Raw genomic sequence first — 21,144 nt, 5'->3', positions numbered from 1 at the left:
GTCGATACGCTGTCGAGCATGGCGACGCAGGACGACGAGGGCCACGACTGGGCCACGTGGGACACCTACCACGACGCCTGGCGACGGCTGGACCGTGCGCTCGACCACGCCGTGCAGGAGGGCGCCGGCATCTCGATCCCCGAGTTCGAGATCCTGATCGGCCTGCACCGTGACCCGGACCACCGCCTGCGGGTACGCGACATCGCCGCGGGCATCGGCTGGGAGAAGTCCCGCGTCAGCCACCAGGTCACGCGCATGGTGGCGCGTGGCCTCGTGGAGCGCGCCGACTGCCCCACCGACGGTCGTGGCAGCTGGGTGTCGATGACCCCGGCGGGCCGTCGCGCGGTGTTGTCCGGCATCCGCGCGCACACCGGTGCGCTGGAGGAGCTGTTCTGGAGGCCCGTGGGGACGGACGCGGACACGCTGCGGTCCGTCAGCGAGCGCCTCCACACCGCGATCGGTCCCGTGAACCTCGAAGCCGAGGCCGGTTAGAGGTCGACGTCCGCGAGGACGCGGTCGTCGCCGCGGAGCCGGACCTGCACGCTGGCGATGTCGCTCCGGGGGACGGTCGTCGAGGCCGACAGCCCACGGGCTGCCTCCCCCGCTGCCGACCACGACGCCACCGTCTCCGCCGTGCCGTCGTCGCGCACCACGACGAGGTCGTACTGGACCGATCCGTCGGCCGCCCAGGACTTCCCGCCGTACGAGCAGCCCCAGTCGAAGCGCGTCCCCCACGGCTCGCCGCTGACGGCCAGGTCGACGTCGAGACCGCGGGCGCCGACCAGCGAGTACCGATCGGCCGGCCCCTGGGAGGCCGCCTGCACGTCACCGGGGTCGACACGGGCGGTCCCCACGGCGAGCCCGCCGAGCACGGCCGCCAGGACGGCCGCCGCCGCGGTCGCGACGACCCACACGCGACGGCTGCGCCGGCGGCGCCGGACCCGGTGCGCGACGGACGCGAGGGTGCCCTCGGAACCGGTGACGGGCCTCCCGTCCGACTCCGCGATCTCGACCGCCTGGTCGGCCGGGAGCTTCCCGAGCAGGCCGGGCAGCCCGACCAGCTCGGCGACGGCGGCCGCGCAGCGGTCGCACGTCTCGAGGTGCCGCTCGTACTCGAGCCGCTCGTCCGCCGGCAGCGAGCCGAGCACGTAGGCGGCGTCCCACTCGGCGTAGCGGTCGTCGCTCATCGGGTCACTCCTCGTTCCTGCAGTGCGAGCCGGAGGGCCCGCAGACCGTAGTGCAACCGCGACTTCGCGGTGCCCTCCGGGATGTCGTGCCGCCGGGCGATCTCCGGCACGGTGTGGCCGAGCCAGTACGCGTCCACCACGACCCGGCGGTGCTCCGGGCTGAGCGAGGCGAGCGCGTCCGCCACGACGATGCGGTCGAGGACGGCGTCGGTGCGGTCGGCCTCGGCGCGGTCGACCGGGTGCTCCGTGCCGTGCTCGTGTCGGTTCCGGGCCGACCGGGCGTCGTCGACCACGAGGTTCCGGGCGACCGTGAACAGCCAGGCCCGAACGCTGTCGGGGGTCCGCTCGAGCACGGCCGGGCGCTGCCAGGCGCGGACCATCGTCTCCTGCACGACGTCATCGACGGCGTGGCCGTCCCGCGTCAGGTGTCGGACGTACCGCGTGAGCGCGTCGCCGTGCTCACGATGGAGCGTCGCGAGCAGCTCGTCGGCTCCCCTGCCCGTGGCCATCACTTCTCCAGGTCGAGCGAGAACTCGACGGAGCCCTTCGGGTCCACGGTGACGAAGCCGAGCGACGGCGCCTGGACGCCGTAGTCCTCGAAGGTGATCGGGACGCTGCCCGCGACCTGCACCCTGCCGTCCTTCCCGACGGCGACCTGGGCGTCGGCGGTGACGGGCTTCTGCACGCCGTGGAGGTCCATCGTGCCGGTGAGCGTGACGTCCTGGGTGGAGCCGTCGAGCGCGCCGGAGACGTCGACGGGCTCGGTCAGCGTGAAGGTCGCCGTGGGGTGCTGGTCGGTCTGCAGCGCGGTGGTGCGGAAGTACTCGTCGCGGGCTGCCTCGGGCGTGCTGATCTTCGCGACCTGCACGGTGACGGTCGCCTTCGTGAGGGAACCGCCGCTGACCTCGGCGGTGCCCTCGACGTCCTCCGTGCGTCCGACCACGTTCACATCCTGGCCCTGGAGCACCTCGTGGACGCGGTAGCCCGCGAACGAGTCGCCCGTGGACTTCCAGGTGCCGTCGGCCTCGGCTGCCGTCAGCGAGCCGCTGCCGCCGGACGGCGCCGCGCTGAGCGACGGGGCGGCCTCGGCCTGCGCGTTGACGGTGTTCGCGTAGATGACCGGGCCGGCGATCGCTGCGGCCGCGCCGACGACCACGACGCCGGAGGCGATGCCGATGATGACCTTGGTGCGTGTGCGGAGTCCCATACCGAGGACACGAGACAACGCCCCGGATCGTTCACCGGGTGCTCGACCCGCGTGTCGATCCGTGCCAGGCTCGGAGGGTGGAAGCGCGTACACCGGTCGTCGTCGCCGTGGCCCGTGACGGGGGTCACCACTTCAGCAAGCCGCTCGTGGACGAGGTCGTGCTCGTCGCCGGGTGGGGCATCGAGGGGGACGCGCACGCCGGCACGACCGTGCAGCACCGGTCCCGGGTGGCGCGGGACCCCTCGCAGCCGAACCTCCGCCAGGTGCACCTGCTGCACGCCGAGCTCTTCGACGAGGTCGCGGACGCCGGGTTCGAGGTCGCTCCGGGCGACATGGGCGAGAACGTGACGACGCGCGGCGTCGACCTGCTCGGGCTGCCGACCGGGACCGTCCTGCACCTCGGGGAGTCGGCGCGCGTCCGGGTGACCGGCCTGCGGAACCCGTGCCAGCAGATCAACGGGTTCGAGCCGGGGCTGCTCAAGGCCGTCCTCGGGCGCGCGGAGGACGGGAGCGTCGAGCGGAAGGGCGGCGTGATGTCCGTCGTGCTCACGGGTGGAACCGTCCGACCGGGCGACGCCGTGCGGGTGGAGCTGCCCGAGGGCGAGCCGGAGCCGCTGCAGCCCGTGTGAGGCGGAGGGGTCGCCGCGAAACGCGCGCGGCTCGACGTCCCGTGCGTCGATCGACGTGTGCGACGTCGAAGCGCGCGCGTGTCCTCGACATCCGCCTGGCACAGTGGATGCGTGCAGCACCACGGAACCGTCGTCATCGCCGGCTGCGGCGACCTGGGCACCGAGGCCGGTCTCCGCTTCGCGGAGCGCGGCCACCACGTCATCGGCCTGCGCCGTCGCGGCGAGCTCGTGCCGGCTCCGCTCGAGGGACGGAGCACCGACCTCAGGACGCAGGTGCCGACGATCCCCGACGACGCGGCCGTGGTGGTCGTCGCGACAGCGGCCGGCAGCCGGGACGTCGACGCGTACCGGGCGACCTACGTCGACGGACTCCGGAACGTGCTCGACGGGATCGACGCGTCGGGTGCTCGGCCCCGCCTCGTCGTGGTGTCGTCGACCGCGGTGTACGACGTGGACGACGGGAGCGAGGTCAGCGAGGACACCCCGGCACGTGGCGGCACCCCGACCGCCGCGGTGCTCGTCGAGGCCGAGGAACTCCTTCAGCAGCGCGCACCCGGTGCCGTCCTGCTCCGACTGTCCGGCGTCTACGGCCCGGGTCGCGAGCGACTGATCGACCAGGTGCGTTCCGGCAGCGCCCGACTCTCGCCGGGCACCTCCCCGCACACGAACCGCATCCACCGCGACGATGCGGCCGAGGCGCTCGTGCACCTCGCGACGATCGAGGACCCGGCGCCGACCTACCTCGGGACGGATGACGAGCCGGTGCGCCTGGACGACGTGCTCCGGTTCCTCGCCGCCGAGCTCGGCGTCGAGGAACCGGCCCGGGGCGACGGCGACGGACGACAGGCGGGCGGGGACAAGCGCCTCTCGAACGCGTTGCTCCGCTCGTCGGGCTGGGCGCCGCGCTACCCGACCTTCCGCGAGGGCTACCGAGCCGTCCTCGCCGGCGAGGGCACGCGGCACCCCTGACGCGCCGCACCCCGTCCGTCCGGTGGTCGTGCCGCCGCGACGGCGCTCAGACGCGGATGAGGTTCGGCGCGAACCGGCACCAGTAGTCGGTGATCGGCCCGTCGGACTCTCGGATGCCGACGCCGAACGACTGCCCGTCGACGACCCACGACCCGAGCACCGGGTGGTTGTGCCCGTTCCGGCCGGGGAAGTCCGGCAGCTCGTGGTACTGCTGCCACACCCGCTCGCCCCCGGTACCCGCGCGGCGGTACTCGGTGCCGTTCGACGTCACCGAGCCGTCGGCGCGGTGCACGGCGATGCCGTCGCCCTCGCGTCCGAACACCGGCTTCACCACGAAATCCGTCATCCCACTGGGTCCGTCGGCGAACGAGGGAAGCAGGTTGTCGTGGCCCGGGAAGAGCCGCCACAGCGCGACGAGCAGGAGCTTGTTCGAGAGGAACATCTTCCACGCCGGCTCGTACCAGCGGCCGAGGCGGCCCCGGTCGGACACGAGGAACGCGCCGAACTCCTGGTCACCGGACGCCCGGTCGTCGCCCGACACGAGGTCCTCCCACGGGTAGAGCTTGAAGAGGTTCCGGATCACCGGCCACTGCATGCCCGGCGCGTCACCGGGCAGGGTGTAGGCGCTCCGCGACGACCCGACGGGCTCCTCGTTGCCGACGAACTGGCGGGCGGCGGCGTGCCAGCCCACGTCCTTCATCTCGATGCCGGTGTGCTCCCAGCCCGCCTCACCGGCGAGGTCCCGCATGTAGGCGACGGTGTCCCAGTCCTCACCGGCGGTGTCGAGGTCGGAGTGCGCCACGAACAGGCGTCCGCCCTCCTCCGCCCGGAGCGACTCGTGCAGGAGCGTCCGCCAGCGTGCGACGAGCGCCTCGTGGATGCCGTTCCACTGGTCGGTGTCGGCGGGCAGGTCACCGGAGCCGACTCGGTCACGGAGCCAGTGCCACTGCGTGACCGACGCCTCGATCAGCCCGGTCGGCGTGTCGCCGTTGTACTCGAGGAGCTTCGCGGGCGACCCGTCACCGGCGTAGGCGAGATCGAAGCGGGCGTAGACGTCGGGTTCGCCTTGCTCGAGCGACCAGGACGCGAGCTCGAAGCCCTCCGGGGTGAGCCCGAGCGTGCCGAGCTCGCCGGACGCCAGGTACCGCGCGGCCTCGAGGCTCATCCGGTGCAGTTCCTCGGTCTGCTCCTCCAGCGCCTCGACCTCCGGGAGGGTGAACACGTAGGCCGCGCCGTCGTTCCAGTACTCGACCGCCGTCCCGTCCTCGCGCTCGGACCGGGAGTAGACCAGCCCGGTCTGCTGGATCTTCCGCTGCCAGTCCGGCCGCTCGGTGAACTCGACGCGCTCCATCAGCCACCGAACCCGCCGTGCTCACCGGACCCGCCGAAGCCACCCTTCGACACGGAACTGCCGCGGGAGGAGACGCCGGACTCCGCGGTCTTGCCGGCCGGGAGCGAGGTCCGTCCGCCGGACACCGTGTCGCCGACCGCCGGGACCTTCGTCGTCCGGCTGCTGCTGAGCGGCAGGAAGTACCAGCCCGCGTGCCCGCCGTGGTTGTTGCAGTCGTCGTCCGGCAGCCGCTTCTGGGTCGCGTTGTCGCGGCAGATCTTCGCGTAGTCGGCGTCGACGCCTGAGCCCTCGCCACATCCCGTGAGGGACGCGGCGAGCGCGGCGACGACGCCGATCGAGACGACCCGAGACGCGCGGCGACGATGACGATCAGCACTCACGAACGTCGACACTAGGCGGTCCGCGTGACGGCGGCACGGCGTCGGTCGCCGCGCGCAGCGACCAGGTCGCGGACGGGAGGCCCGTGGCGGCGCCGCCACGGGCCTCCCGTCCGTCCTGTGGTCGCGTCAGCGACCGTCAGTGCTCGTCGTAGTGGTCATCGTGCCGAGCGTGGCGGTGGCCGTCGTGGACGAAGTCGACGTGGTCGCCGTGCTCGACGGTCTCGTGCTCGCCGCCGTCGTGCTCGTGGTCGTGCTCCGAGACGTCGTGCTCGGCGATGCGGTGCTCGTCGTCGCCGGGTGCCGGAGTGGGGTCGGTGTCGGTCATGATTCCTCCTGAGATCGGTTCTCAGCAGGAGGATACGGGTGAGGACGGCGTGTGTCCGGCGACTGTGTCGACGCTCAGTGGTGCCGGTGGTCCTGGATCGTCATGCGCGGCCCGAACGACGGCTTCCGGAAGCCCGAGCCCCCGATGAGCCGCACGACCCGCTCCCGGTGACCGCGGTACGGCTCGAGCAGCTCGAGCATCCCGTCGTCGTCGACCGGACCGCCCGTCAGCGCCCACCCGACGAGGGCCGGCACGTGGTAGTCGCCCACGCTCGGAGCATCCGGATCCCCGTGCGCCCGCTGGGCCGTCTCGGCGGCGGTCCACCCGCCGACACCGGGCACCGACTGCAGCCGGTCGGACACCACCGCGCCACCACGGCCGAGCGCCAGGGTGCGCTCGAGGGCCGGCGCGACCCGCATCGCGCGCATCACGGTGGCCGAACGCCCGGGCTCGATGCCGGCACGGTGCCACTCCCAGCTCGGGATCGCCGCCCACCCGGACGCGGTCGGCTGCACCCACATGTCGGCCGGGGCCGGACCGGGGGCGGGCGACCCGAAGCGCCGCAGGAGGTACCGCCACGCACGCCATGCCTGCCGCGAGGTCACCTTCTGCTCCATGATCGCCGGCACGAGGGCGGCGACCACCGCGTTCGTCCGGAGCAGCCGCAGGCCAGGCTGGCGGTGCCGAGCATCGGCGAGGAACGGGTGCGCGGACACGTCGAGCGCCGACCAGTCGTCACCGCGACCGAGCATCTCGGGGGCGTGTACCACCGCCCACTCGGCGCCGTCGCCCCAGGCCGAGACGGCGATCGCGTCCGGTCCGGCCCTGCGCACGAGCACCGATGCCGGCCCGACCGGCGTGCGCAGTGCGAGCCAGGTGTCCGCACCGACCACGCGGAACGCGGGGTCGCCGGAGCCGCGCTGCAGTGGGCGGAGCGTCGCGCGGACGTCCACCGGGCCGTCGGGGCGGTACACCGTGTCGATCCGTCCGGCCGCGTGGTGGGGACCACCGGCCGCGCGGCGGGCAGCGTCGGCCGCGTCGTCGACACCGCCTGCGGCGGAGGCGGGCGCAGCGAGGGACACCCCAGGATGGTAATGCGGAACCACCGTCAGCCATGATGGGCGTGTCCCACCACCACCGACGATGGAGTTCCCGTGCGCATCGGCATCCTCACCTCCGGCGGCGACTGCCCCGGCCTCAACGCGGTCATCCGCGCGATCGTGCTCAAGGGCATCGCGATCTACGGCCACGACTTCGTCGGGTTCCGCGACGGCTGGCGCGGCGTGGTCGACGGCGACATCGTGCCGCTCGGACGCAAGGACATCCAGGGCATTGCGAAGCAGGGCGGCACGATCCTCGGCACGAGCCGCACCAACCCCTTCGAGGGCGAGCGCGGTGGCGTCGAGAACATCGAGCGCACGCTGCAGCGGCACGGCATCGACGCCATCGTCGCGATCGGCGGCGAGGGCACCCTGGCCGCCGCCAAGCGCCTCACCGACGCGGGCCTGAAGATCGTCGGCGTCCCGAAGACCGTCGACAACGACCTCGGCGCCACCGACTACACGTTCGGCTTCGACACGGCCGTGGCGATCGCTACCCAGGCGATGGACCGCCTCCGCACGACGGGCGACTCACACTCCCGCTGCATGGTCGCCGAGGTCATGGGCCGCCACGTCGGCTGGATCGCCCTGCACTCGGGCATGGCCGCCGGTGCGCACGCGATCCTCATCCCCGAGCAGAAGACGAGCATGGAGCAGATCGCGCAGTGGGTGCGCGCCGCCTACGACCGCGGCCGTGCACCGCTCGTCGTCGTCGCGGAGGGTTTCGTGCCCGACCACGAGGACAACGCCCACACCGAGCGCGGGCTCGACGCGTTCGGGCGGCCACGGCTCGGCGGGATCGGTGAGCGGCTCGCGCCACTGATCGAGGAGATGACGGGCATCGAGACGCGCGCCACGACCCTCGGGCACATCCAGCGCGGTGGCACGCCGACCGCCTACGACCGGGTGCTCTCGACCCGTCTCGGGCTCGCGGCGATCGACTCGGTCGTCGAGGAGCGGTGGGGCCGCATGGTCGCGCTCAAGGGGACGGACATCGTGCACGTCTCGTTCGACGAGGCACTCGGCGAGCTCAAGACCGTGCCGCAGGACCGGTACGACGAGGCCGCCATCATGTTCGGCTGAGTGGCGCAGGACCGGGCAGTGCCCACCCCCGGCGAAGCCGCCACCATGCTCGGCTGAGTGCCGCAGGACCGGGCAGTGCCCACCCCCGGCGAAGCCGCCATCATGTTCGGCTGCGCCCGGTCGACCTCCGGACGGTCGCCCCGCGACCCGGCCTGGAGGCACGGGGTAGCGTCCGACGCGTGACCCGCGCCGTCCTCGTCTCCAGTTCCGCACCGCCCGCCATCACCGATGTCGACCTCGCCGACCCCGCCGATGGCGAGGTCCTCGTCGACGTCTCCGCATCGAGCGTCAACTACAAGGACGGTCTCGCACTCGCCCGGAACCCAGGTGTCGCGCGGGTGGACCCGCTCGTGCCGGGCATCGACGTCGTCGGGACGGTCTCCGCTCTCGGACCTGGTGTGCGCGACGTCGCGATCGGCGACCGCGTGACGTGCAACGGCGCCGGCCTCGGTGAGACGCGGCACGGCGGGTGGGCCGCACACACGATCGTGCCCGCGGACGCACTGGTCGTGCTACCGGACGACGTCGAGGACTCCTTCGCCGCCGCGATCGGCACCGCGGGCTTCACGGCGCAGCTCAGCGTCCTCGCGCTCGAAGGGATGGTCGCGCCCGACGACGGCCCCGTCCTCGTGACCGGCGCGTCCGGTGGGGTCGGAACCGTGGCGATCGCGCTGCTCGCGGCCCGCGGGTACTCCGTGACGGCGTCGACCGGACGGACGTCGAACGCCGAGTCGCTCCGGCGTCTGGGCGCGACCGAGGTGGTCGACCGGGCCACGCTGTCGGACCTCGGCAAGCCACTGCAGCGTGCGACCTGGGCGGGTGCGGTCGACAGCGTCGGGGGCGCGACGCTGGCCAACGTGCTCGCCGCCACCCGGTGGGGCGGAGCCGTGACGGCCTGCGGACTCGCCCAGGACTCCGCCCTGCCGACGACCGTGATGCCGTTCATCCTGCGCGCCGTCTCGCTGCTCGGCATCAACTCGGTCGAGGCGCCGCACGCGCTGCGGCAGCGGGCGTGGGACCGCCTCGCGACCGACCTCGACCCGGCGCTGCTCGCCGACGTCACCCGCACGGTGTCGCTGTCCGACGCGATCGCGGTCGGGGCCGAGGTCGTCGCCGGCCGCGTGCACGGTCGCACCGTCGTCGACGTGACGGCCCGGTGACCAGCGAAATACTACTACCCCATCATTTCACAAACGCTTGCACATTGACACGTTAGGATTGGAGTACAACACGCCCGACCCGTGAGGAGCAGCGATGCCCGTCCCGAAGTCCACCGTCGAGAACTCGCCGCGGAAGCTCCTGCGCGACGTCGTGCTCGAGAAGATGCTCGCCGCGATCCAGGACGGCACCCTGCAGGCCGGCGAACGCCTCAACGACGACGAGCTCGTCGCGTGGCTCGGCGTCAGTCGCACCCCCATCCGCGAGGCCATCGCGAAACTCGTCGACTACGGCCTCGTCGAGATGGAGGCGAACCGCTACACGCGCATCGCCTCGCCCACGCTGCAGCAGTTCGACGACACCCTGCAGGTCCTCGGCGGGTTCACCGAACTCGCCGCGAGGTGGGCGGTGCCGAAGCTCGACGACGCCGCCGCCGCGCAACTGCTCGACATGCTCGAGGCGCTGCGTGCCGCGGCCGACTCCGAGGACCGCTCCTCGATGAACCAGCACATCGGCGCGATCGTCACCTTCCTCATCGGCGCGACCGAGAACGCGCTGCTCGTCCAGCTGTCGACCTCGCTCCTGCCGCGGACGAACTTCCTCGCGCTCACGCACCCCACCGGGGTCTTCTGGGACGTCAAGCACTTCATCGACCCGCTCCGAGCGGCCGTCAAGAAGCGGGACGGGGAAGCTGCCGGAGCATCGATCCGCACGCTCACGACGACCGTGGAAGAGCACGCCGACCACGTCCGCGAGGTCGCGCCCACGGAGAGCACGCTCGCGCAACAGGGTCGGAAGCGCTGACGACCGGGGCCGCGCGGTGACCGACACGCTGATCGAGGCCACCGGCGTCCGGGTGACACGATCCGGCCGTGACCTCCTCCACGACGTCGACCTGACCGTCCGGCAGGGCGAGCACTGGGCGCTGCTCGGGCCGAACGGCGCCGGCAAGTCCACCCTGCTCGCCGTGCTCGGCGCGACCGGGCACCCGACGGCCGGCACCGTGGAACTGCTCGGACGTCGGCTCGGTCGAGTGGACGTCCGGGAGCTCCGCGAGCGCATCGGCCACGTCGACCCCCGGCACCGCATGACCTCGCCGCTGACCGTCCTCGAGACCGTCCTGACCGGCGTCACCGGGACGACCGACCTCATGCTCCGGTGGACCCCGACGACCGAGCAGGTCGCCGCTGCCGAGCAGCACGTCGCCGACGTCGGGCTCGCCGCACGGCGTGACGCCCGGTGGCCGGTGCTGTCCCAGGGCGAACGCGGGCGAGCGCTCATCGCCCGGGCCCTCATGGCCGAACCGCGGCTGCTGCTGCTCGACGAACCCGCGACCGGGCTCGACGTCGCCGCCCGCGAGCACCTGCTCGAGACCGTCGATGCGCTGCGGCACCGGCACCCCGAGCTCGGCAGCGTGATGGTCACCCACCACCTCGAGGACCTGCCGACGTCGACCTCGCACGCGATGCTGCTGCGTGACGGTCGCGCGGTCGCACAGGGCTCCGCGGACGAGGTGATCACGTCGTCCGCGGTGTCGCACGCCTTCGACTTCCCGCTCGCCATCGTGCGGTCGGAGGGTCGCTGGCACGCACGCCGAGCGGTGTAGGCGACCCGCGCCTCCAGGCCGGTCCCGCGGAACCAGGTTCCGGACGCAGCGGACGCGCCGGAGTTGCTACGCCGTGGCGGCCGCCGCCGCGCGTGCCGCGGCCGGCAGCGCGTCGAGGACCCGCCCGACCGCACGGTCGTCGTGCGCAGCCGTGACGAACCACGCCTCGAACACGCTCGGCGGCAGGGTGACGCCCTGGTCGAGCATGCTGTGGAAGAACGGCGCGTACCGGAACGCCTCCTGCGCCCGCACGTCGTCGTAGTTCCGCGGAGCGGTGTCCGTGAAGGCGAACGAGAACAGGTTGCCGGCGTGCTGCACGGTGTGCTCGACCCCCGCCGCCGACAGCGCCTCGCTCGTCGCGGTCGCGATCGTCGCCGCCGTCCGGTCGAGGTGCGCGTAGACCTCGGGCGTCGCCGCACGGAGGGTCGCGATCCCGGCGGCGACCGCCAGCGGGTTCCCGGACAGGGTGCCCGCCTGGTAGACCGGGCCGAGCGGCGCGAGGAAGTCCATCACCTCGCGTCGACCACCGAGCGCGGCGAGCGGCATGCCGCCGCCGATGACCTTGCCGAACGTCACGAGGTCGGGCTTCCAACCGGCGCCGTCGGGCACGACCTTCGACGCCTCGAGGCCCCACCAGCCGGCCGGGCCGACACGGAAACCGGTGAGGACCTTGTCGACGATGAGCAGCGCACCGTGCGACTGCGTGATCTGCGCCAGAGCACGGTTGAACCCGCGCTCGGGGGCGAGCACGCCCATGTTCGCGGCGGCGGCCTCGACGATCACGGCGGCGATCCGCTCGGAGTGCTCGTCGAACGCGCGGCGGACGGCATCGAGGTCGTTGTACGGCAGCACGAGGGTCTGCGCGGCGGTCTCGGCGGTGATGCCGGCGGACCCGGGCATCGCCAGCGTCGCGACCCCCGACCCGGCCTCGGCGAGGAGCGAGTCGGAGTGGCCGTGGTAGTGCCCGGCGAACTTCACCAGGAGGTCGCGGCCGGTGTAGCCCCGCGCGAGACGGATCGCCGTCATCGTCGCCTCGGTGCCCGTCGACACCATGCGGATCTTCTCGATGGGACCGTCGCCGTCCACCGAGACCCGCTGCTTGACGAGTTCGGCCAGCTCGGTCTCGCCCGGCGTCGACGCGCCGAACGACAGCCCGCGCGACGCCGCCTGCTGCACGGCCTCGACCGTGCCGGGGTGGGCGTGCCCGAGGATCGCCGGCCCCCACGACGCGACGAGGTCGACGTACTCGCGACCCTCGGCGTCGGTGACGTACGCGCCCTTCGCGGCGGTCAGGAACCGGGGCGTGCCGCCGACCGAGCCGTACGCCCGCACGGGCGAGTTGACGCCGCCGGGGATGCTGTTCTTGGCACGCCCGAAGAGCTGGTCGTTCGTGGTGGTCGTCGTGGTCGTCATTCGGGGGCCTTCCCGGTCGAGGCGACGCCGGACACCGCCGCGGTGCTGCCGGACGTGCGCAGGCCGGCCTCCTGGTTGAGCTTCCGTGCGACCTCCACCGCGAAGTAGGTGAGGATCGCGTCGGCACCGGCGCGCTTGATGCCGACGAGTGCCTCCATCGCGGCGGCGTCGCGGTCGATCCAGCCGTTCTGTGCCGCTGCCGTGATCATCGCGTACTCGCCGCTGATCTGGTACGCCCACACGGGGACCTCGGAGACGTCGGCCGTCCGGGCGAGCACGTCGAGGTAGCTCATCGCGGGCTTCACCATGACGACGTCGGCGCCCTCCTCGATGTCGAGCAGCACCTCGCGGAGACCCTGCCGCCCGTCCGCGGCGTCGATCTGGTACGTGCGGCGGTCGCCCTGGAGCGAGGATGCGACGGCTTCGCGGAAGGGCCCGTAGAACGCGCTGGCGTACTTCGCCGAGTACGCCAGCAGCGCGGTGCCGCTGTGGCCCGCGGTGTCGAGGGCGTCCCGGGCGGCGGCGATCTGGCCGTCCATCATGCCGCTCATGCAGACGAGCTCGGCCCCGGCCTCGGCCTGGGCGACGGCCATGTCGCGGTAGCGGAGCAGCGTCGCGTCGTTGTCGACCGAGCCGTCCGCAGCGAGGACCCCGCAGTGCCCGTGGTCGGTGAACTCGTCGAGGCACAGGTCGGACTGCACGACGAGGGCGTCGCCGACCTCTTCGCGGGCGACCCGTATCGCGACGTTGAGGATGCCGTCCGGGTCGGTGGCTCCGGAGCCGGTGGCGTCCTTCGAGGTCGGGACGCCGAACAGGTTCACGCCGCCGATCCCCTGCTCCGCCCCCTCGACGAGCGCGCGCCGGAACGAGTCGAGCGAGTGCTGCGACACGCCGGGCATGCTCGAGATCGGCACGGCCTCGGTCGCGCCCTCGCGGATGAACATCGGCAGCACGAGCTCTGCGGGGTGCAGACGGGTCTCGGCGACGAGACGGCGCATGGCCGGGGTGGCGCGCAGTCGGCGGGGGCGGACCTGGGGGAACTGTCCGGTCACGATGACCTTCCTGATCGGGGTGCTTCTGGTGCTTCTGGTGCTTCGGTTCGGAGTGCCTCGGCGACGGCGTCGAGCAGGGCTTCCGCGGAACGGCTGCGTGCCACGACGTGCACGGGCAGGCCGACCTCGCGTGCGGCCGATGCGGTGCCGGGGCCGATGCACGCGATCCGGGTGCGGGGGTCGAGCGGGGTCATCCGGCGGGCGACCTGCGAGGCGACGCTGCCGCTCGTGACGAGCACCGCGTCGGGTGCCCGGTCGAGACGGACCGGCTCGTCACCGGTCCCCACGGTACGGTACGCGACCACGTCCTCGACGTCGATCCCGCGGGCACGCAGCCCCTCGACGAGCGTGGGGGCGGCCAGCTCGGAACGCGGGAAGAGGACACGTCCGGCGGATCCCGGGAAGGCAGCGACGAGTCCGGCGGCGGACTCCGTCTCGGGCACGAGGTCGACCCGCCAGCCCGCCTGCCGCGCAGCCCGCGCGGTCGCCTCACCCACGCAGGCCACGCACACCCCGGCCGGGAGGCGCGACACGCGTCCGGCGACCACCCGCACGGCCGTCGCACTGGTCACCGCGAGCCAGGGGGCGGTCGAGCCGGCCCCGTCGGCACCGGTCGCGTCCGCCGGGGCCGCGCCGTGCCTCCCGTCCGACGGCGCGCCGACCGCGTCCGCGAGCCGCGCGAGCGCGGCGTCGAGACCTGCCGGGTCGGCCGGCGGCGCGTCGGTGACGAGCGGGACGACGACGGGGTCGAGCCCGCGCGCCCGCGCCGCGGCCGCGACCTGCTCGCCCCAGGCGCCACCACGAGGGACGAGCACGACCGGGCGTCGTGGCTCGTCCTGCGCGGGAGCGAGGCCGTCCGTGGCTAGTCCGTGCTGGTCGCCGTCGTGGTCCCGGTGCCCGACGTCGAATCGTCATCCGCCGGCTGGGCGGCGGCCGGGGTGGCCAGGCCGGGTCCGGCCGAGTGGTCACCGTCGGCCGGGGCGTCCGACACCGACGACGCGAGATCGGCGAGCTCGGCCGCGCCGTTCTCGAGGAGCTCGGCGGCGACCCGCCGTCCGACGTCGAGGGCTTCGTCGAGACGTTCCTGGGCAGATCCGTCGAGGTGCGCCGCGTGCGACGCCGTCCGGTACTCGGACCCGTCGGGTCGGTACACGGTCGCGCTGACGAGCAGGAGTTCGGCGTCCACGACCGCGGTCGCACCGATCGGGGCCGAGCACCCGGCCTCGAGCTTCGCCAGGACCTCGCGTTCGGCGGTGACCGTCAGGCGGGTCGGCGCGTGGTCGAGCTTGCGGAGCGCGGCGAGCAGGTTGCGGTCCGACTCGTCCGAGCGGATCTCGACCGCGAGTGCTCCCTGCCCCGGGGCGCTCGGCCAGAAGCCGAGGTCGAGGAGCTCCGTCGCGGCGCCCAGGCGGTCGATGCGCCCGAGACCGGCGGCGGCGAGCACGACCGCGTCGAGGTCGTCCTCCACCCGACCGAGCCGGGTGTCGATGTTCCCGCGGATGTCCACGACGTCGAGGTCCGGACGCTTGGCCTTGAGCTGCGCGACCCGGCGGGGCGAACCCGTGCCGACCTTCGCACCCACGGGCAACGAGTCGACCGTGGCGCCGTTGCGCGCGACGAGGACGTCACGCGCGTCGGCACGCTTCGGGACCGCCGCGATCGTCAGGCCCGGGTAGGGCGCGGTCGGGAGGTCCTTGAGCGAGTGCACGAGGACGTCGACCTCGCCGGCGACGAGTGCTTCGCGCAGGGCGCTCGCGAACACCCCGGTGCCACCGAGGCTCGCGAGCGACGCGCGGTTCGTGTCGCCCTCGCTCGTCACCTCGACGAGCTCGACCGGTCGGCCGGACGCCTTCGCGAGCCGGTCGGCCACGTCCTGCGACTGGGACATCGCGAGCCGGCTGGCGCGGGTTCCGAGCCTGATCGGGGTCGGCGTGCCCTGCTCGGCCGCCGTCTGGTCGCTCACGGGGCGAGGCCGGCGGCGGCGGGCTTGAACCCGGCGCGCACGTTCTCGCAGCAGCCCGGACGGCAGACGTCGTACCAGGGACCGAGGTCGGTCAGGTGCGGACGCTCCGAGGTCGGGACGCCGTTGACGCGCTCGAGCACGAGGTCGATCAGGCCTGCGACGTACGCCGGGTCGACACCGGGCGTCTGAGTCCGGATCGACCAGAAGCCGAGCTCCTGCGCGGTCTCGGTCGCCTCTTCGTCGAGGTCCCACATGACCTCCATGTGGTCGCTCACGAAGCCGAGCGGGACGATGAGCACGGCACGGGTCGGACCGCCCTTGAGCTCTTCGTTCATGTAGTCGTTGATGTCGGGCTCGAGCCAGGGCTGCGTCGGGGGCCCCGAGCGCGACTGGTAGACGAGCTTCCACGCGGGCTTGCTCGTGCCCTGCAGGTGCGCGTGCTCGGGTTGCTCGAGGAGCTCCGCCCACGCCTGGTCGAGGACCACCTCGGCCACCGCGAGGTGCTGCGCCTCGTACGCGCCGTGCTCGTCGAAGCCGCGGAAGTCGGGCCCGGAGCGCGCAGCGTCGGCCGAGGGGATCGAGTGCGTCGAGAAGAGCACGTGGAGCTCGGTCGCGAGGTCGAGGCCCTCGTTCTCCGCGATCGCCTTCGCGAGGCCGTCACGCACGCCGTCGACGAACGGCCGGACGAAGCCGGGGTGGTCGAAGAACTGCCGCACCTTGTCGATCTTGATCGTGTCGATCAGGCCCGTGGCGTCGAGCACGCGGGCGTAGTCCTCGCGGTACTGCCGGCAGCTCGAGAACGACGAGTACGCGCTCGTCGCGATCGCGATGAGGTTCGTGAGTCCCCGGTCTGCGGCCTCCGTGAAGGCGTCCTCGAGGTAGGGGTCCCAGTTGCGGTTGCCCCACAGCACGGGCAGGTCGATCCCGCGCTTCGCGAGCTCCGCCTCGAGCGCGGCCTTGAGGGCGCGGTTCTGCGCGTTGATCGGGCTCACGCCGCCGAAGTGCCGGTAGTGGTGCGCGACTTCCTCGAGACGCTCGTCCGGGATGCCACGGCCGCGGGTGACGTTGCGGAGGAAGGGGATGACGTCGTCCTGCCCCTCCGGACCGCCGAACCCCGCGAGGAGGATCGCGTCGTAGGCGGTCGGGACCTCGACGTGCTCGGGCCCGTCGGCGGCCGCGGGGGTCGCGGCGAGGACGGCTCCGCGTCCGTTCGTGATCTGGCTGGTGTCGGTCACGAGAGCACCTCCGGCAGCTCGGCGGTCGTCACGCGACGACCCGTGTAGAACGGCACTTCCTCACGGACGTGGAGGCGTGCCTCGGTGTAGCGCAGGTCGCGCATGAGGTCGACGAGGTCCACCAGGTCGGGGCTCTCGAGCGGGAGGATCCACTCGTAGTCGCTGAGGGCGAACGTCGCGATCGTGTTGGTGAGCACCCGCCGGTACTTCGCGCCGGCGATGCCGTGGTCGCGGAGCATCTTCGAGCGCTCGTCCTCCGGCAGCAGGTACCACTCGTAGGAGCGGACGAACGGGTACACCGTGATCCACGCCTCGGGGTCCTTGCCGCGGAGGAACGCGGGGGTGTGCCGCTTGTTGAACTCGGCCTCGCGGTGCATGGCCATCGCGTGCCAGACGGGCTCGGCGTCGCGGAAGAGTGGGGTGCGGCGGATCTCGCGCAGCACGGCCTGGATCGCCTGTGCGTCGTCGCCGTGCAGCCAGATCATGACGTCGGCGTCGGCGCGGAAACCGGAGACGTCGTAGAAGCCCCGGATCGTCACGCCACGGTCGGCCGCGGCGGACACCACGCCGTCGAGCTCGGCGACACCGGCGTCCCCGGCCGGGGTGACGGCGCCGACCGGACGGCGGAAGACGGCCCACAGGGCGTAGGCCGTCAGGAGGTTCGGGTCGATGCCGGAAGCCGGGTCGGTCTCGTGGGCGTCGCCCGGAGCGGGCACGGTGGAACTCATGGGTCCTTTTGTCCTATCGGTTGCCAGGGATTACCTCGGCCCCCTGCCGAAGAGCGCCCGACGAGGACGGACCCGCGCGGCGACGATGCGTCGGCCGGTCACCGCCGTCGGAGCACCGCTACGACGATACCCCCGACCACCGCCACGCCCGCTGCCAGCCCGGCCAGGTACGGCACCGGGTTCTCGTCCGCGCGCTGCTTCACCTTCGCGGCGGCGATGCCGAGCTGCTTCGGGACGTTGAGCTTGTCCTCGATGGCGTCGAGGGTGTCGAACAGCTGCGCGCGGGTCGCCGCGACGCGGTCGGCCAAGTCGTCGTGCTGGTCGGTCACGGTTCCTCCGTCGGTGGTGCTGGTGCCGGATCCGGCTGTCATGGTGCGCGGTGTGGTGCTCGGAGCGCCTGCGTCGTCAGAACCGGCCGCCGACGTCGGGGCGCCGGGAGCCGTACTGCGTGCCGGGGGTCGGCTTCTTGCCGAGGCCCTTCACCGCGTTGACGTCGTTCTTCACGCTGTCGATCGTGCGCTTCGGGGTGAGGGGCAGGCCCTTCTTGAAGCGCTTCCACCCGATCAGCCCGAGGATCGCCGCCACGATGAGCATGACGACGGCCACGATCAGCGCGGCGAGCCACGCCGGCATCACGGTCGCGAGGCCCATCACGGCGGCCGTCAGGAGCACGCCGATCGCGTAGAGCACGATGACGAGCGCCGCGATGAGGAGCCCGGCCGCGAGCGCGAAGATCTTGACCTTCGCCAGCATCTCGGCCTTGAGCAGGTTGAGCTCACCGGTCACGAGCTCCTTGACGAGCTTCGGGACGTCGCCGACCAGACCGAACAGCGAACGCGGCTTGCGGTCGCGGGTGTCGGTCATGAGGTGTGAGCGTCCTTCTTCTGCCCGACCTTGCGGACGACCTTCTTGGTCTGCTCGCCGACGAACTCCGCGACGTCCGGGGTCTTGTCGGCGATGAAGTCCTCAGCCTTGTGGACGCCCTTCTGGAATCCGTTGCTGTTCCAGATCTTGCCGCTGACGGTCTTGATCTGCTCGTACCGCGCCCGTCCGGCTCGTGATCCCAGGACGTACCCGAGTGCTGCGCCGGCGACGAACAGGAGCTTGCCTCGCATGTGCGATTCCTCCGTTGGGTCAGTGTGCGGTGGTCATGCGCCGAGCGGAATACGTCCGGCGTTCCCCCAACAGTAGCCCTCGGCCGCTGGCGGGTCCGCCCAGGTTCACAGGTCCGCGTCGTCCAGGATGCGTTCAGCGGCTGCCCGGGCTGATGCGACGATGCCGGACAGGCCACGACCGGTCGTCGCCTCGCCGATCCCGACGACGCCCTCGGCCAGTCCGGCGGCGGTGGTGTCCGGTCCGTGCCAGCGGACCCGGGCAGCGCCACGGACGCGGTCCGCCCCGAACCGCACCCCCAACAGGGTGCCGGCGTCACGGACGGCTCGCGTCCCGGTCGGGTCCGCCGGGTCGACCGGGAGGCTCGTGGCCACGTCCGGCAGGTCCGCCCCGTTGGATCCGGTGTGCGTCGACGGTCCCGTTCCGGTTCCGGCGGCGTGCGTCGCGTAGCTGAGCCGGAGGACGTGCGCGCCGCCCGTGGCATCGGCGAGCCAGGGCCACTTGACCGTGGCGTGCGTCAGGGCCTTGGCGCCGACACCCTCGGCGTCCGGGTGGACGAGCATGCCCGTCCCGCGAGGGGCGGCGTTGAGGGCGGGTTCGTCGACGACGAGCGTCACGAGCTCGATCCCGGTGCGGTCGGCGGCCGCCGTGCGCTGCGGGTCGGCCGTGGAGGACAGGACGTGGTCGGCCACGAGCGTCTCGGTCTCGCCGTCCGCCCCGGTGACCTCGACGTGGTGCTCGGACACGGCGGTCGCTCGCGTGTGCAGCCGGACGTCGACCCGGTAGGTCTCCGTGTCCGCCACGAGTTCGTCGACCAGGCGCACGATCCCGCCACGGATGCCCTGGACCGCGGAGCCAGCGGCGGCGCGGGATCGGAGCGCGAGCACCGCGCGGCCGAGGGAGCCGTCCCGGAGCAGTGCGGCACGCAGGCCCGGTGCCGCCCGGTCCGGATCGAGCCGGTCCGGGTGCGTCGAGTGCACCCCGCCCGCGATCGGGACCACGAGGTCGTCGAGCACCCGCTCGCCCATCCGCTTCCGGACGAGCTCGCCGAGGGACGCCGCCTTCGCGCCGACGGGCGACGGCAGCAGGGAGTCCATCTGCGCGCGGAGCCCGGCCCTCTGCCCGATCACGGCGAGCACGTCCGCCGCCATCGGCGTGCTCGGGATGCCGAGGAGGCCCGTGGCGGGGATCGGCGCAGTGCGGCCGTCGCGGGTCATCAGCCAGGCGCCGCGCTGGTCCGGGGTCACGATGTCGTTGCCGAGCCCGAGCTCGATCGCGAGCCGGCTGACCGCGTCCGTCCGCGTCGCGAAGGAGTCCGCGGCCATGTCGAGGTCGATGCCGGCGACCGTGTGCCGGCGGACCATGCCACCGAGCACGCCGGACGCCTCGACGAGCACCACGTGGGCACCCCCCTTGGCGAGGTCCCGCGCGGCGACGAGGCCGGCGACACCACCACCGACCACGACGACGTCGGTCACGCCGGCTCTCCCGCCGTCCGGCCGTCGCCCAGGGAGTGCACGAGCTCGACGACGCGGGTGATCACGGTCGGGTCGGTCTCGGGCGGGACCCCGTGGCCGAGGTTCGCGACGTGCGCGCGGGCCGAGCCACCCCGGCGGACGACGTCGCGCACGTGGTCCTCGAGCACCGGCCAGGGAGCGGAGAGCATCGCCGGGTCGATGTTGCCCTGCACGGTGACGTCGGTGCCGACGCGACGGACGGCCTCGTCGAGCGGGATGCGCCAGTCGACACCGACACCGTCGACCACGGCGGAGTCGCCGCCCAGGGTGGTCATGTCGTGCAGGACCTCGCCGCTGCCCACGCCGAAGTGGATGCGGGGGACGCCGAGGTCCGCGACGTGCTCCAGCGCGCGGGCGGAGTACGGTGCGACGGAGGCGAGGTAGTCGGCGCGCGGCAGCGACCCCACCCACGAGTCGAAGAGCTGCGCGGCGGAAGCACCGGCGAGCACCTGCGCGCGGAGGAAGGCACCGGACACGTCAGCCGCCCAGGCGAGCAGCCGCGACCAGGTCTCCGGGTCGGCGTGCATGAGCGTCCGGGCGCGGATGTGGTCCTTCGACGGACCGCCCTCGACCAGGTACGCCGCGAGGGTGAAGGGCGCGCCCGCGAACCCGATGAGCGGCGTGCTGCCGAGCTCGGCGACCGTCCGGGCGACGGCCTCCGAGATCGGTGCGAGCGACGCCGGGTCGAGCGGCTCCAGGGCGTCCACGTCCGCTGCCCTGCGGATCGGCGCACCGAGGACCGGGCCGCGACCGGGCACGATCTCGACGTCGACGCCCGCGAGCTTGATCGGCACGACGATGTCACTGAAGAAGATGCCGGCGTCCACCCCGTGCCGCCGGACCGGCTGGAGGGTGATCTCGGACGCCATCGCCGGGTCGAGGCAGGCGTCGAGCATGGCCGTGCCGACGCGAAGCTCGCGGTACTCCGGCAGCGAACGCCCTGCCTGCCGCATGAACCAGACGGGGAGGCTCTCGGGACGGTCCCCACGGAGCGCACGGACGAGCGGGGAACCGCTGGTCAGGCCGGAGGTGAGGGGGTGCGTCCCGGGGAGGGCGGAGGCGGGGGCGTCGGTCACCGGACGATTCTCCCACCGCCTGTCGGGGTGCTTCCCGCACATCCGTGCAGGG

25 protein-coding genes are annotated in these 21,144 nt (G+C 72.9%); 7 read left to right on the top strand and 18 right to left on the bottom strand.

Annotated elements, in window-relative coordinates; translation table 11 throughout:
* The first annotated feature begins 18 nt into the window (after positions 1-18).
* Complete coding sequence (locus ABC270_RS02275) at positions 19-492, top strand: MarR family winged helix-turn-helix transcriptional regulator (RefSeq protein ID WP_412879307.1); 474 nt, start codon at positions 19-21, stop codon at positions 490-492.
* Here ABC270_RS02275 and ABC270_RS02270 read toward each other — a convergent pair.
* The 3 genes from ABC270_RS02270 to ABC270_RS02260 are packed head-to-tail and all read right to left on the bottom strand — an operon-like array spanning position 489 to position 2,394.
* Positions 489-1,187, bottom strand: a complete 699-nt coding sequence (locus tag ABC270_RS02270; protein WP_412879306.1) for an anti-sigma factor family protein — start codon at positions 1,185-1,187, stop codon at positions 489-491. The genes ABC270_RS02275 and ABC270_RS02270 overlap by 4 nt on opposite strands.
* Positions 1,184-1,696 carry a sigma-70 family RNA polymerase sigma factor gene (locus tag ABC270_RS02265; protein ID WP_412879305.1) on the bottom strand — a complete coding sequence of 171 codons (513 nt, stop codon included), beginning with the start codon at positions 1,694-1,696 and terminating at the stop codon, positions 1,184-1,186. Before ABC270_RS02265 ends, ABC270_RS02270 begins: the two co-directional genes overlap by 4 nt.
* Positions 1,696-2,394 carry a YceI family protein gene (locus ABC270_RS02260; protein ID WP_412879304.1) on the bottom strand — a complete coding sequence of 233 codons (699 nt, stop codon included), beginning with the start codon at positions 2,392-2,394 and terminating at the stop codon, positions 1,696-1,698. The genes ABC270_RS02265 and ABC270_RS02260 overlap by 1 nt, the downstream gene beginning before the upstream one ends.
* 77 nt (positions 2,395-2,471) lie before the next feature.
* On the opposite strand from ABC270_RS02260, the gene ABC270_RS02255 reads away from it, so the two are divergent.
* Positions 2,472-3,023: an MOSC domain-containing protein gene (locus ABC270_RS02255; protein ID WP_412879303.1), complete on the top strand. Its 552-nt coding sequence runs from the start codon at positions 2,472-2,474 to the stop codon at positions 3,021-3,023.
* Positions 3,024-3,134: 111 nt separating this feature from the next.
* Positions 3,135-3,992 carry an NAD-dependent epimerase/dehydratase family protein gene (locus ABC270_RS02250; protein ID WP_412879302.1) on the top strand — a complete coding sequence of 286 codons (858 nt, stop codon included), beginning with the start codon at positions 3,135-3,137 and terminating at the stop codon, positions 3,990-3,992.
* A 46-nt stretch (positions 3,993-4,038) separates the two neighbouring features.
* On the opposite strand, the gene ABC270_RS02245 is transcribed toward ABC270_RS02250, so the two are convergent.
* From ABC270_RS02245 to ABC270_RS02230, 4 genes are all read right to left on the bottom strand, one after another.
* Positions 4,039-5,343 (bottom strand): glutathionylspermidine synthase family protein, encoded by a 1,305-nt coding sequence (locus ABC270_RS02245; protein WP_412879301.1) that lies wholly within the window; start codon positions 5,341-5,343, stop codon positions 4,039-4,041.
* The gene (locus ABC270_RS02240; RefSeq protein WP_412879300.1) at positions 5,343-5,723 is read right to left on the bottom strand and encodes a tRNA-dihydrouridine synthase; all 381 of its coding nucleotides are present in this window, start codon (positions 5,721-5,723) and stop codon (positions 5,343-5,345) included. The genes ABC270_RS02245 and ABC270_RS02240 overlap by 1 nt, the downstream gene beginning before the upstream one ends.
* A gap of 136 nt (positions 5,724-5,859) precedes the next feature.
* Positions 5,860-6,048, bottom strand: a complete 189-nt coding sequence (locus ABC270_RS02235; RefSeq protein ID WP_412879299.1) for a zinc transporter permease — start codon at positions 6,046-6,048, stop codon at positions 5,860-5,862.
* A 74-nt stretch (positions 6,049-6,122) separates the two neighbouring features.
* The gene (locus ABC270_RS02230; RefSeq protein ID WP_412879298.1) at positions 6,123-7,130 is read right to left on the bottom strand and encodes a DNA-3-methyladenine glycosylase family protein; all 1,008 of its coding nucleotides are present in this window, start codon (positions 7,128-7,130) and stop codon (positions 6,123-6,125) included.
* Between the two features lie 72 nt (positions 7,131-7,202).
* Between ABC270_RS02230 and ABC270_RS02225 the strand changes: the two genes are divergently transcribed.
* The 4 genes from ABC270_RS02225 to ABC270_RS02210 all read left to right on the top strand — a co-directional run bounded on the left by ABC270_RS02225 (position 7,203) and on the right by ABC270_RS02210 (position 10,995).
* Positions 7,203-8,231: a 6-phosphofructokinase gene (locus ABC270_RS02225; protein WP_412879297.1), complete on the top strand. Its 1,029-nt coding sequence runs from the start codon at positions 7,203-7,205 to the stop codon at positions 8,229-8,231.
* Positions 8,232-8,410: 179 nt separating this feature from the next.
* Positions 8,411-9,391 carry an MDR family oxidoreductase gene (locus tag ABC270_RS02220; RefSeq protein WP_412879296.1) on the top strand — a complete coding sequence of 327 codons (981 nt, stop codon included), beginning with the start codon at positions 8,411-8,413 and terminating at the stop codon, positions 9,389-9,391.
* Between the two features lie 94 nt (positions 9,392-9,485).
* A complete protein-coding gene (locus ABC270_RS02215) occupies positions 9,486-10,193 on the top strand; it encodes a GntR family transcriptional regulator (RefSeq protein WP_412879295.1) in 708 nt (235 codons plus the stop codon).
* A 16-nt stretch (positions 10,194-10,209) separates the two neighbouring features.
* Positions 10,210-10,995: an ABC transporter ATP-binding protein gene (locus ABC270_RS02210; protein WP_412879294.1), complete on the top strand. Its 786-nt coding sequence runs from the start codon at positions 10,210-10,212 to the stop codon at positions 10,993-10,995.
* Positions 10,996-11,061: 66 nt separating this feature from the next.
* On the opposite strand, the gene hemL is transcribed toward ABC270_RS02210, so the two are convergent.
* The 11 genes from hemL to hemE all read right to left on the bottom strand — a co-directional run bounded on the left by hemL (position 11,062) and on the right by hemE (position 21,134).
* On the bottom strand, positions 11,062-12,408 hold the full coding sequence (gene hemL / locus ABC270_RS02205) for a glutamate-1-semialdehyde 2,1-aminomutase (RefSeq protein WP_412879293.1): 1,347 nt from the start codon (positions 12,406-12,408) through the stop codon (positions 11,062-11,064).
* Positions 12,405-13,460: a porphobilinogen synthase gene (gene hemB, locus ABC270_RS02200; protein WP_412879292.1), complete on the bottom strand. Its 1,056-nt coding sequence runs from the start codon at positions 13,458-13,460 to the stop codon at positions 12,405-12,407. Before hemB ends, hemL begins: the two co-directional genes overlap by 4 nt.
* Positions 13,457-14,275 carry a uroporphyrinogen-III synthase gene (locus ABC270_RS02195; RefSeq protein ID WP_412879291.1) on the bottom strand — a complete coding sequence of 273 codons (819 nt, stop codon included), beginning with the start codon at positions 14,273-14,275 and terminating at the stop codon, positions 13,457-13,459. Before ABC270_RS02195 ends, hemB begins: the two co-directional genes overlap by 4 nt.
* Before the next feature lie 47 nt (positions 14,276-14,322).
* Positions 14,323-15,423: a hydroxymethylbilane synthase gene (gene hemC, locus ABC270_RS02190; protein ID WP_412879290.1), complete on the bottom strand. Its 1,101-nt coding sequence runs from the start codon at positions 15,421-15,423 to the stop codon at positions 14,323-14,325.
* The gene (locus ABC270_RS02185; protein WP_412879289.1) at positions 15,420-16,658 is read right to left on the bottom strand and encodes a ferrochelatase; all 1,239 of its coding nucleotides are present in this window, start codon (positions 16,656-16,658) and stop codon (positions 15,420-15,422) included. The genes hemC and ABC270_RS02185 overlap by 4 nt, the downstream gene beginning before the upstream one ends.
* The gene (gene hemQ / locus ABC270_RS02180; protein WP_412879288.1) at positions 16,655-17,386 is read right to left on the bottom strand and encodes a hydrogen peroxide-dependent heme synthase; all 732 of its coding nucleotides are present in this window, start codon (positions 17,384-17,386) and stop codon (positions 16,655-16,657) included. Before hemQ ends, ABC270_RS02185 begins: the two co-directional genes overlap by 4 nt.
* Positions 17,387-17,484: 98 nt before the next feature.
* The gene (locus tag ABC270_RS02175) at positions 17,485-17,715 is read right to left on the bottom strand and encodes a DUF3618 domain-containing protein (protein WP_412879287.1); all 231 of its coding nucleotides are present in this window, start codon (positions 17,713-17,715) and stop codon (positions 17,485-17,487) included.
* 76 nt (positions 17,716-17,791) lie between these two features.
* A complete protein-coding gene (locus ABC270_RS02170) occupies positions 17,792-18,250 on the bottom strand; it encodes a phage holin family protein (protein WP_412879286.1) in 459 nt (152 codons plus the stop codon).
* Positions 18,247-18,501: a hypothetical protein gene (locus tag ABC270_RS02165; RefSeq protein ID WP_412879285.1), complete on the bottom strand. Its 255-nt coding sequence runs from the start codon at positions 18,499-18,501 to the stop codon at positions 18,247-18,249. The genes ABC270_RS02170 and ABC270_RS02165 overlap by 4 nt, the downstream gene beginning before the upstream one ends.
* 105 nt (positions 18,502-18,606) lie before the next feature.
* Complete coding sequence (locus ABC270_RS02160) at positions 18,607-19,977, bottom strand: protoporphyrinogen/coproporphyrinogen oxidase (protein WP_412879284.1); 1,371 nt, start codon at positions 19,975-19,977, stop codon at positions 18,607-18,609.
* Positions 19,974-21,134 (bottom strand): uroporphyrinogen decarboxylase, encoded by a 1,161-nt coding sequence (gene hemE, locus ABC270_RS02155; protein WP_412879283.1) that lies wholly within the window; start codon positions 21,132-21,134, stop codon positions 19,974-19,976. The genes ABC270_RS02160 and hemE overlap by 4 nt, the downstream gene beginning before the upstream one ends.
* Positions 21,135-21,144: the final 10 nt, after the last annotated feature.

It is taken from the genome of Curtobacterium phoenicis (assembly GCF_047238015.1).
In the GTDB taxonomy this organism is placed as follows: domain Bacteria; phylum Actinomycetota; class Actinomycetes; order Actinomycetales; family Microbacteriaceae; genus Curtobacterium.
The sequence above is the reverse complement of the archived record's forward strand: the minus strand, read 5'-3'. Positions and strand labels throughout refer to the sequence as shown.

Coding starts and splice junctions, on each gene's coding strand:
- ABC270_RS02275 (WP_412879307.1), top strand. CDS start 19: ATGGCGACGCAGGACGACGAGGGCCACGACTGGGCCACGTGGGACACC.
- ABC270_RS02270 (WP_412879306.1), bottom strand. CDS start 1,187: ATGAGCGACGACCGCTACGCCGAGTGGGACGCCGCCTACGTGCTCGGC.
- ABC270_RS02265 (WP_412879305.1), bottom strand. CDS start 1,696: ATGGCCACGGGCAGGGGAGCCGACGAGCTGCTCGCGACGCTCCATCGT.
- ABC270_RS02260 (WP_412879304.1), bottom strand. CDS start 2,394: ATGGGACTCCGCACACGCACCAAGGTCATCATCGGCATCGCCTCCGGC.
- ABC270_RS02245 (WP_412879301.1), bottom strand. CDS start 5,343: ATGGAGCGCGTCGAGTTCACCGAGCGGCCGGACTGGCAGCGGAAGATC.
- ABC270_RS02235 (WP_412879299.1), bottom strand. CDS start 6,048: ATGACCGACACCGACCCCACTCCGGCACCCGGCGACGACGAGCACCGC.
- ABC270_RS02215 (WP_412879295.1), top strand. CDS start 9,486: ATGCCCGTCCCGAAGTCCACCGTCGAGAACTCGCCGCGGAAGCTCCTG.
- hemL (WP_412879293.1), bottom strand. CDS start 12,408: ATGACGACCACGACGACCACCACGAACGACCAGCTCTTCGGGCGTGCC.
- hemQ (WP_412879288.1), bottom strand. CDS start 17,386: ATGAGTTCCACCGTGCCCGCTCCGGGCGACGCCCACGAGACCGACCCG.
- ABC270_RS02170 (WP_412879286.1), bottom strand. CDS start 18,250: ATGACCGACACCCGCGACCGCAAGCCGCGTTCGCTGTTCGGTCTGGTC.
- ABC270_RS02165 (WP_412879285.1), bottom strand. CDS start 18,501: ATGCGAGGCAAGCTCCTGTTCGTCGCCGGCGCAGCACTCGGGTACGTC.
- hemE (WP_412879283.1), bottom strand. CDS start 21,134: ATGTGCGGGAAGCACCCCGACAGGCGGTGGGAGAATCGTCCGGTGACC.